At 37.8% G+C, this 10,821-nt stretch carries 10 protein-coding genes; 5 read left to right on the top strand and 5 right to left on the bottom strand.

Annotated features, from left to right (window positions below):
- Positions 1 to 56: 56 nt before the first annotated feature.
- The 4 genes from metQ to ACGHIN_RS15260 form a co-directional block, all read right to left on the bottom strand.
- Positions 57 to 866, bottom strand: coding sequence for a methionine ABC transporter substrate-binding lipoprotein MetQ (gene metQ / locus ACGHIN_RS15275; RefSeq protein WP_390455398.1), 810 nt, complete (start codon positions 864 to 866; stop codon positions 57 to 59).
- A gap of 71 nt (positions 867 to 937) precedes the next feature.
- Positions 938 to 1,594, bottom strand: coding sequence for a methionine ABC transporter permease MetI (gene metI, locus ACGHIN_RS15270; RefSeq protein ID WP_390455395.1), 657 nt, complete (start codon positions 1,592 to 1,594; stop codon positions 938 to 940).
- Positions 1,587 to 2,615 carry a methionine ABC transporter ATP-binding protein gene (locus ACGHIN_RS15265; RefSeq protein WP_390455393.1) on the bottom strand — a complete coding sequence of 343 codons (1,029 nt, stop codon included), beginning with the start codon at positions 2,613 to 2,615 and terminating at the stop codon, positions 1,587 to 1,589. Before ACGHIN_RS15265 ends, metI begins: the two co-directional genes overlap by 8 nt.
- Before the next feature lie 13 nt (positions 2,616 to 2,628).
- Entirely contained in the window at positions 2,629 to 3,624 is a 996-nt protein-coding gene (locus tag ACGHIN_RS15260; protein WP_390455390.1) for an EamA family transporter, read from the bottom strand.
- A 425-nt stretch (positions 3,625 to 4,049) separates the two neighbouring features.
- On the opposite strand from ACGHIN_RS15260, the gene ACGHIN_RS15255 reads away from it, so the two are divergent.
- From ACGHIN_RS15255 to ACGHIN_RS15235, 5 genes are all read left to right on the top strand, one after another.
- Entirely contained in the window at positions 4,050 to 6,170 is a 2,121-nt protein-coding gene (locus ACGHIN_RS15255) for a type IA DNA topoisomerase (protein ID WP_390455388.1), read from the top strand.
- Positions 6,171 to 6,287: 117 nt separating this feature from the next.
- On the top strand, positions 6,288 to 6,710 hold the full coding sequence (locus ACGHIN_RS15250) for a PaaI family thioesterase (RefSeq protein WP_390455386.1): 423 nt from the start codon (positions 6,288 to 6,290) through the stop codon (positions 6,708 to 6,710).
- 81 nt (positions 6,711 to 6,791) lie between these two features.
- Complete coding sequence (locus ACGHIN_RS15245) at positions 6,792 to 7,136, top strand: phage holin family protein (RefSeq protein WP_390455384.1); 345 nt, start codon at positions 6,792 to 6,794, stop codon at positions 7,134 to 7,136.
- Positions 7,137 to 7,365: 229 nt separating this feature from the next.
- Complete coding sequence (locus tag ACGHIN_RS15240) at positions 7,366 to 9,360, top strand: S9 family peptidase (RefSeq protein ID WP_390455381.1); 1,995 nt, start codon at positions 7,366 to 7,368, stop codon at positions 9,358 to 9,360.
- Between the two features lie 148 nt (positions 9,361 to 9,508).
- On the top strand, positions 9,509 to 9,997 hold the full coding sequence (locus ACGHIN_RS15235) for a DNA-deoxyinosine glycosylase (protein WP_390455378.1): 489 nt from the start codon (positions 9,509 to 9,511) through the stop codon (positions 9,995 to 9,997).
- Here ACGHIN_RS15235 and ACGHIN_RS15230 read toward each other — a convergent pair.
- Positions 9,983 to 10,821, bottom strand: an 839-nt coding sequence (locus ACGHIN_RS15230; RefSeq protein WP_390455375.1) for a phosphotransferase, incomplete at its 5' end; no start/stop codon positions are given. The genes ACGHIN_RS15235 and ACGHIN_RS15230 overlap by 15 nt on opposite strands.

The raw sequence follows: 10,821 nt of genomic DNA, 5'->3' as shown, positions 1-10,821 counted from the left end.
CTAAGCATTCATTTATCAATTATCATTCATAACTTATAACTCATCACTTATAACTTCTACCATCCTTTCACTGCTCCGCCTTTAAAAATTTCTTCTGCTTTTTTCAGGACTTCCTCAGACTGATAGGCTTTCAGGAAGTTTTGTACTTTTTGGGTGTTTTTATTGTCATGTCTGGAAACCACTACATTCACGTATGGAGAATCTTTATCTTCTTTTAAAATCCCGAACTTACCGGTATCCAACCCTGCCTGGGCTGCAAAATTATTATTGATGATGGCCAGAACCACTTCCTTGTCATCCAGCACTCTTGGTAATTGTGGTGCCTCAATTTCAAGGATTTTCAATTGTTTCGGATTGGCTTTAATATCTGTGACTTTGGGTAATAATCCCACACCTTCTTTTAGCTTTAATAATCCGTTTTTCTGAAGCAGCAGCAGGGAACGTCCGCCGTTGGTAGGATCATTGGGAATAGCCACAGTGCTTCCGTTTTGAAGCTCATTGATGTTTTTGATCTTTTTGGAATAGGCTACGATAGGATAAACAAATGTATTTCCTACAACAGCCAGTTTGTAGCCTCTCTGTTTCGATTGTTCATTCAGATAAGGAACGTGCTGAAATGCATTGGCATCAATATCCCCATTATTTAATGCTTCATTGGGAACTACATAATCATTGAAAGAAACCAGCTCCACTTCAAGATTGTATTTTTCTTTGGCTACTTTTTTAGCGGTTTCGGCAATCTGCTGTTCCGGACCGGAAGTGATTCCCACTTTAATAAAATTCGGATCATCTTTTTTAGATGAATTACATGCATTGAATATAAGCAGACCCGCTGCTAAAAAACCTAGAATTTTTATTTTTTTCATTGTAAATTGTTTAATTGTATATGTTGATTGCGAAATCGTAAAACCGTTTTTAAGCTTTGCGATTTTACCATTTATCTGTGATCAAATTTTTTGGCCAATCTGTCCCCCGAAAATTGAATGATAAAAACCAGAGTTACGAGTAAAATCAGAACCAGGTTCATGATCACCGCATCATACCCGATGTATCCGTACTGGTACCCGATCTGTCCCAATCCTCCGGCTCCGACAGCTCCACCCATCGCAGAATAACCAACTAAGGTAATAAGCGTAATAGTTGCATTATTGATGAGTGACGGAAGTGCTTCCGGAAGCAAAACTTTGTTAATGATCTGAAAAGGGGAAGCTCCTAAAGCTCTTGCCGTTTCAATTAACCCATGAGGAACTTCCAGCAAAGAGTTTTCAACCAGCCTTGCAATGAAAGGAGCAGCACCAATGCTTAATGGCACCAAAGCCGCATTCACCCCGATGGAAGTCCCCACCAAAGCCCTTGTAAACGGGATCATCCAAACGATCAGAATAATAAAAGGAATGGAACGGAAGATATTCACCAAAACCGATAAGATTTTGTTATAATAAATATTTTCCAACAGTTGTCCTTTTCTTGTTAAAAAAAGGAAAATGCCCACCGGCAAACCTAAAACGAATCCAAAAAATCCTGAAACAAACGTCATATAAACCGTCTCCCAAACTCCTTTCGACAAAAGCGAAATTACCGTATCATTAAGCATATCCTCTTACTGTATTTTGAATTTTATTCTGGTTGAAATAATAGATCGCTTTCTGATTTTCCTCGGTTTTACCCTGTAACTGCAATAAAAGTTTACCAAAGTTTGAGTTACCAAGGTATTCCACATCGGCTTTCAGAAGTTTGTATGGGATCTTGTATTCTTCATAAATGGTGGAAAGAAGCTCTTCGACACTTACTTTTTCATTGAGCTCTATTTCAACAAGCGGAAATAATCCTTCCTGTGGTTCTTTTTGTATTTTTTTATTCAATTCCTGAGGTATAGTCATGATGTCTGTATTTATAAATTGTCTGATGACAGGGTTTTCCTTATCCGAAATAATCTCACTCAGCGTTCCTTTGGCAATGAGTTTTCCTTTATCAATTACTGCTACGTGATTACAAATGGCTTTGATGACTTCCATTTCGTGGGTGATCAGCAGAATGGTGATTCCCAACCGTTGATTGATATCTCTTAACAACTGTAAAATCGATTGTGTCGTCGCAGGATCCAGGGCACTCGTAGCTTCATCACAAAGCAGGAGATAAGGATCGTTGGCTAATGCCCTTGCAATGGCAACTCTCTGTTTCTGTCCTCCCGAAAGGCTTTTGGGATAATCATGGGCTTTATCTTCTAAACCCACAATCTTTAAAAGTTCATTGATTTTTTCCCTGATCTGATCTTTATTGACATGATCCAGCTCTAAAGGAAGAGCCACATTTTCAAAAACCGTTCTGGAAGAAAGCAGGTTGAAATGCTGGAAAATCATCCCGATTTTTTTACGTTCTCTGGCCAGTTGCTTTGAACTTAACCGGGTAAAATCTTTATCATTGATGATAATCTGTCCCTGATCAGGCTTTTCCAGCAGATTGACCGTTCGGATCAAAGTACTTTTTCCGGCTCCCGAAAACCCGATAATTCCTACGATATCCCCTTGTTCTACATTCAGGCTTACATCATCGAGAGCTTTGAATGACTGCTTTTTCTGATGAAATGTTTTTGAAATATTTTTAATTTCTATCATAATCTTGATTACATTATATAGCTTGATAAGGCTTATTGATTTTATTGAAATGTCTTACCACTCTTCTTATTTTTACTTTAGACCGTTTGGAAAGTCTTACGTATTTGGTGATATTCTTGAGGAGCACTCCGGTCAGAATAATAGATAATCCATAGAATTGATTTCCATTGATCGTTTGATTCGCAATAGCCCAACCCGCAATGACAGTTACAATCGGGTTAATATAAGTATGCGTGCTCACCAATGCCGCCGGTTTTACGGATAACAGCCATATATAAGACAAATATGCTATAATGGATCCGAATACAACCAGGAACAACAATCCCGACCATGCAGACAATGGAACTTTTGTGATGGAAAAACCAGTCCACTCATTGCGGAAAGCAGCAATAATAAAAGAAGCTATACCTGCAACGATGAGCTGTTGGGCAATATTCATAAACGTTGAATGATTCGCCGGATTTTTCTTAGAATATAAAGAACCCAGAACCCATGCAACAGAGCTTAATGCCAGTACAATAAACGCTGTTATTCTTAATGTGCTGTTAGCAGTTACATGAGAATGCGGGCTGATGCTTCCGTTCAGAAATAAGATCAACCCGATAAAACCTATCACAAGACCAATGGGAATGAATTTATCCGAGAAATAATATTTCCAGTTCTTTTTATCGATGGCAATGAACCAGAAAGGTCCTGTTGCAATCGCAATCGCAGCTTCGGAAGCGGTTACATATTGTTCACCCCATGCAACAAGCCCGGTTCCTCCGGTAAGGATAAGGATTCCTGTGATCCCGTTCTTTTTCCAGTTGAGCAGGGAACTTGCCTTTTCTCCTTTAAAAAGTAAATAGCCTAATATCAATATTCCGGCAATAAAAAACCGGAATCCGGAAAGAATAAAAGGAGGAAAGCCCTTCAATCCGAATGAAATGGCAAGAAAGGTAATTCCCCAGATCACATATATGTTAGTAAAAGCTACAGGTATCAACCATTTATTTTGTAAAGTATTCATTGTTGTATTTTTTTAATGTTGTGTAATAAAAAAAGGCCCTACAACGTGGTAGAGCCTTGAAAATATGTCATAAAAGTAAGGTTAACCACAAAAATATCCGTGCATAGACATGCTGCAATACATCATCATTGTCATGTTGATGTGTCTCTTAGTGCATTTATTTATATTTACAGATATTGCTTTCATTATTTCGTTTCCTGAATACGGTTGCAAATATAAAACATATATTTTTATTAGTCTACTAAAAATATAGACTTTCTGAAATATTAATAAAAATTAATATATAAATGTTTGATTTTCAGTGTTTTTATTTTTCATGTTGTATTGAAATAAATTTTGTATACCAAATTATTTTAAATATTTCCCCTCGAAAAAGTCAAAAAAAATCCCGAATTTTGCTCCCCTTTCCATAACGACGAATATTCATGAAGCTTTGTATTGCCGAAAAACCCAGTGTTGCCAGAGATATTGCCAAAGTGTTGGGCGCTACCACGCCTAAGCAGGGCTATATGGAAGGAAACGGCTATTGTGTGACATGGACGTTCGGCCATCTTTGTACGTTAAAAGAACCCCACGATTATGGTCCGGAATTGAAATCCTGGAGCTTAATTTTTCTCCCCATCATTCCTAAAAACTTTGGCATCAAGCTTATCCCGAATAAAGGAGTGGAAAATCAATTTAAAGTAATAGAAAGATTAGTGGAAGAATGTGATGAGGTGATTAACTGCGGGGATGCCGGACAGGAAGGAGAACTTATCCAAAGATGGGTATTGCAGAAAGCGAAATGCAATAAACCCGTTCATCGTTTATGGATTTCCTCTCTTACGGAAGAAGCCATTAAAGAGGGTTTTGCCAGCTTGAAACCGGCCGAAGATTATAAAAATCTTTACTTAGCAGGAAATGCGAGAGCGATAGGAGACTGGTTATTGGGAATCAATGCCACAAGGTTATTTACCAAAAAGTTTGGCGGAAATAAAGCGGTTCTATCCATCGGAAGAGTACAGACGCCTACGTTGGCGATGCTGGTGCAGCGTCAAAAGGAAATAGACAGTTTTACGGTAGAAGAATACTGGGAACTGAAAACCAAATACCGAGACGTAATTTTCAATGCGGCAATTGACCGTCTGAAAACGCCGGACCGGGCAGAAAAAGGACTGGAATATCTTAAACAAAATCCATTTGAGATTGTTTCGTTTGAAATCAAAGAAGGAAAAGAGAAAAATCCAAGATTATTTGATTTGACGGGTCTTCAGGTGGAAGCCAATAAAAAATACGGGTATTCTGCGGAAAACACCCTGAATTATATTCAAAGTCTTTATGAGAAAAAGCACGTTACGTATCCGCGTGTAGACACCACATACTTATCCGAAAGCCTTTATCCGAAAGTAGGCGGCATTCTGAGAAGCATGACGTTTTATCAGGAACTGGTAATACCATTACTGGAGCAGCCGATTCCCAAGTCAAAAGCTGTTTTTGATGATTCCAAAGTGACGGATCACCACGCCATTATTCCAACTGAAATTCCGCCATCAAGAAACCTGAGCAAAGAAGAAAAGCTGATCTATGATCTCGTTGCCAAACGTTTCATTTCCGTTTTCTATCCGGAATGTAAAATCTCCAATACTTTAGTAGAAGCAAAAGTAGGAACCATTCCATTTAAAACAAGTGGAAAACAGATCCTGGAACCGGGATGGAGAGTGGTATATTCAAAAGACGCCAAAGAAGAACCGCAAGATAAGGATAAAGATAAAGAAGAGGAACAAACCATTCCTGAATTCACAGTAGGAGAAACGGGACCACATGAACCAATGATTCACCAGGGAAAAACCTCACCTCCGAAACCTTATACGGAAGCAACCCTTCTGAGAGCGATGGAAACCGCAGGAAAACAGGTAGAAGATGAAGAACTCCGGGAATTATTGAAAAACAATGGAATCGGAAGACCTTCAACTCGCGCAAATATTATTGAAACCCTTTTCAAACGGAAATATATTGAGAAGAAAAGGAAAAATCTCTATGCAACCCAAACCGGAATTCAATTGATTGATACTATTGAAGATGAACTCTTAAAAAGCCCTGAACTGACAGGAGAATGGGAATCCAAACTTCGTAAGATCGAAAAAGGAGAGTATGAAGCCAACCAATTTAAGGAAGAACTGATCCAGATGGTAACAGAACTTACCCGGAAAGTGGTGGACGGAAAAGGAAAAGTGATCACTTTGCAGGAAGAACCTGAGGTGAAAGAAAAGAAAAAGAAAGAGCCGGCCCCGAAAAAAGAGCTTCCGTCCTGGGAAGAAACAAAATGCCCGAAATGTAAAGAACACTATTTGATCAAAGGAAAAACCGCTGTCGGATGTTCCGATTATAAAAATTGTAACTTCAAAGTACCCTTTGAAATATTCGGTAAAAAATTATCTGAAAAACAGCTCTTGGATCTGGTTTTGAAAGGAAAAACATCAAAGCTGAAAGGTTTTACAGCTCATCCGGAAAATATAACCGAAGGAGCATTATTGTTATCCGGTGATTTTATGGTTCAGCTTAATTAGATAAATGATCATATTATTCATCTAAAATTTAAAATCTAAAATTGATAATCCTCTTTGTCAGGCTAAGCAAGCCAAAACATCTCAGAACATTCATTACCTTTGTTTAAATAACAATCAATGACACCGGAAAAAAAGAAACTCATCACAGACAGCTTCAACCGTTCAGAGACATTACAATTCTACAAAGCAGAGCTTCTCGAAGTAGAAACCGATTTTATTTCCATGAAAATCCCGAAAATGGGCCTGATGACCAGAAAAGCAGGAATGTTCAACGGAGCGATGATCGCTTCCTTGGTGGATGTTTCTTCCGGTTATGCAGCCGTAAGTCATTATGAAGAAGATTGCTATGTGGTGACGGTAGAATTGAAAGTCAATTATTTACGCCCTGCCATTGGCGATGCTTTGGTTTCAAAATCATATGTCATTAAAGGCGGTGCAAAAATCAGTGTGGTGAGAACGGAAATTTACACGGTTAATAAAGAAAATACTTCTGAAAATCATGTAGCGACGTCATTGGTAACCATGATGAAAATAAAGTAATACATTTTGACAGACGAGAGCTTGCTCATATTATGGAATAGCTTTTGTACAAAGATTATGATAAACATTAAAAATTAAACTATGAATATTATTATTCGTTTATTTATTACTTCAATAGTGGCTTATCTTTTAACTAAGATATTACCGGGAGTTCAATTTGAAGGTTTTACTTCTGCCATTATTTTTGCCATTGTTTTAGGGTTGTTAAACCTTATCGTTAAACCGATTCTTAGTCTTTTCGGGCTTCCGCTTACCATTATTACATTGGGATTATTTGCATTGGTCATCAATGCCGTGATTATTTTAATGGCAGATTATTTTATAGACAGTATGGTAGTAGATGGTTTCTGGTGGGCATTTATTTTTAGTATTGCGCTTTCTATTATTACCTCTCTGGTTAATTCTTTTGTTTCGGATGAAGATTAATCTGAACAATTTATAATAAAATTAAGATCGTCGGTTATGGGCCGGCGATTTTTTATTTATCATTATGAATCCACATATTTTAAACTTTTGTGATTAATCATAACAAACTAAATGTTAATTTTTTCGCTCCATTTTATTTTAATAATTAACTTTGGCAATCTTTGAAATTAAACAGGAATGGATGGAATCAAAATGAGATTCGACAATCCTTTAAAACGAATATTTATATATGAAACTTAAGTACAGTCTGCTTGCTTTGGCAGCTCCGCTTTTAATGAATGCACAACAGTTAATGACGCCTGAAATTCTTTGGACTTTGAAAAAAGTGGGAGTACAGGCAGTTTCTCCGGATCAATCTTCCCTGATCTATAAAGTAGGACAGGTAGATTTAAAAACAGAAAAGACCAAAAACGAGAATTATTTCCTTAACATCCTGAACAACCAGTCTTCTAAAATTGATTTGGGTAAGAAAACGCTTATTCAATGGGATAAAAATGGAATCTATGCTCAGGAAGGCGACAAAATTTACGTTTCTAAAGACAGTGGAAAGACCTGGACGGAATTTTATGCCATAGGAGAAGTTGACAACGTTGTAATTTCCCCGGATGGAAAAAAGATTGCTTTCAGTAAGCAGGTGTTGGTAGAAAAGTTAATGGGGAAGGATAAATATAATGACACTCCGAAAACAACCGCTCAGATTTATACGGATCTGAACCACAGACATTGGGATTACTTTAATGAAGGGAAATACAACCATGTATTTGTTGTGAATGTTTCCGATAAAGTAGAATCAGCAAAAGATTTGCTTGAAGGTAAAACCTGGGATTCTCCGCAAAGGCCGTTCGGTGGAGCGGAAGATTTTATCTGGAGTCCGGATTCCACCCAGCTTTTATATGTAACGAAGCCGAAAAGCGGGAAAGAATATGCGATAAGCACCAATACGGATATTTTTGCTTATGATTTAGCTTCGGGAATTACAAAGAATTTAACGGAATCTAATAAAGGATACGACGTTAATCCAAAATTCAGTCCGGATGGAAAATCCCTGGTTTGGCAGAGCATGGAAAGAGACGGATATGAAGCAGATAAAAATGATGTTAAATTATTAGACTGGAAATCCGGGAAAACGGTGAATCTTACTAAAGGTTGGGATGAAAGCGTAACGGGAGACGTATTCTGGAGCGGAGATTCCAAAATGGTGTATTTTACTGCAGCATTCAGAGGAACAAAACAACTTTTCTCTGTAGATCCTAAATCATCAAAAGTTCAGCAAATTACTAAAGGTGACTTTGATGTGAACGAAATTTTTGCAGATAACAAAAATTCATTGTTAGTAGGAAGAACGGACATCAACCACGCAACGGAACTATTCTCTGTCAGCCTTAAAAATGGAGAAATGAAACAGGTTACCGAAGCTAATAAAGATACCTACGGTAAGTTAGCGCAAGGAAAAACCGAACTTAAAATGGTAAAAACAACGGACGGAAAAGAAATGGGAGTATGGTTCCATTATCCCCCTAATTTTGATCCGAATAAAAAATATCCGACCTTATTATATTGTCAGGGAGGTCCGCAATCAGGACTAACACAATATTTCAGTACAAGGTGGAATTTTGCTTTGATGGCGGCCAACGGATACATCGTAGTGGCTCCAAACCGTAGAGGAATGCCGGGTTGGGGAACCAAATGGAATGAAGATATTTCCAAAGACTGGGGCGGACAGTCAATGAAAGATTACTTAGCCGCTGCAGATTATGCAAAAACATTACCCTATGTGGACGGAGACAGAATGGCGGCAGTAGGAGCAAGTTATGGTGGTTACAGCGTATTTATGCTGGCAGGAATTCACAACAACAGATTTAAGACTTTCATTGCGCACGATGGATTATTTGATATGAAATCATGGTATCTGACTACAGAAGAACTCTGGTTTGCCAACTGGGATTTAGGTTCTCCTTGGGAAAAGCCATTGCCAAAAGCATACACAGATTTCAATCCAAGCAATTTTATTGCTCAATGGAACAAGCCAATTATGATCATTCAGGGCGGAATAGATTTCAGGGTTCCTTATGAGCAGGGGCAGGAAGCTTTCCAGGCGGCCAAATTAAAAGGATTAAAAACAAAATTCCTATACTTCCCGAACGAAAATCACTGGGTACTTCATCCGCAGAACGGATTGGTATGGCAGAGAGAATTCTTTGAGTGGTTAAAAGAAACATTGTAAAAATTCCCCTCCTTTGGAGGGGTGTCAAAAATTTTCATGAATTTTTGACGGGGTGGTTTTCACTCTACAATCTGATATAGAAACGGGCTTTAGCCCGTTTTTTGTTTCCAACAGTCGAAGGTTTATCCAAAATTTATATATTTGAGCCATGCAGAACAGAATTTCTTCATTTCCACCTATTATTGATGAAGCTTCCAAAATATTGATTCTCGGATCGATTCCCGGGGTGAAATCATTGGAAAAGCAACAGTATTATGCTCACCCGCAAAACGCATTCTGGAAAATCATTTTTACATTATTCAGAGAGGAATTCACGAGAGATTATGATGAAAAAATCAGGATATTGAAAAAACATCATATAGCGCTTTGGGATGTTATAGATTCCTGTGAAAGAAAAGGCAGTTTAGATTCTGAGATCAGAAATGAAGAAGCCAATCAGATTGCAGAACTTTTAGAACAGCATCCTCATATTCAGGCGATATTCTGCAATGGTGGAAAATCATATAAAAACCTGCAAAAGATCTTGGGAAAAAATTTCAGAATTCCTATAGTTTTATTGCCTTCAACCAGCCCGCTTCACACCGTTTCGTTGGAAAAGAAATTGGAAAGCTGGAGCAGTATTTTAAATTTCCTCTAAATATGCTCTCAACCCTTTCAAAAGCTGAAGCTGATTTTTGGTTCTGTGCAGGTTGTGCTCAGGATAAGTGACAGAATAATAGATGTTTCCATTCAAATAGTCGGTTAAAAAACGCACTGCCTGAATATAAATAACAACCTGTGCGGCGTAATCCAGATTTTCATATTCTTCGGGAGCCAGTTTGTCTTGCAAATGAAACAAAAAACCTTCTTTTACCGCTTTGAAAATTTCAGGATTAAAATTATTCCCGGCTATTACTTCATCCTCATTCGTTGTATTGGTGTACGATCGGATCATATCCCCAAAATCATAAAGTACCGTTGAAGTCATCACTGTATCCAGATCAATAACGGCAAGCGGAGAATGGTCCTGATGAAAAAGAATGTTACTGATCTTCGGATCAGCATGAATGATTCTTTTAGGAAGTAAATGGTTGTTCTGAAGATGAATCCACTTTTCCGGTAATGATAAAAGAGCATTCATGTATTGTATTTCATCTTTGGCTTTTTCTTTTACATCTGCGGAAGTATTTTCCAAAGCGTTGTTATAATCGGAAATTCTTTTTTCAAAATTGATGAAACCGGGTAAAGTATCTTTTATTTCAGGAAGAGGCTCCACATTAACGGTATTGAGAAAAAGGCTGAATGTTTTGGCCGCTTCATAAGCTATTTTTATAGACGGAACTTTAAGGAAAGTGATGCTGTTTTCCACAAAATCAAGCATTCTCCATACTTGTTGATCTGAACTCTTTACCAAAAATTCTTTTGACATTGAGGATACAGGATAGATAACCTGAAAAGGATAATGGCTGCTAAGTAATTTAT

This window comes from Chryseobacterium barbadense (assembly GCF_042849955.1).
Classification (GTDB): domain Bacteria; phylum Bacteroidota; class Bacteroidia; order Flavobacteriales; family Weeksellaceae; genus Chryseobacterium.
This window is presented reverse-complemented; position numbering and strand designations above follow the sequence as displayed.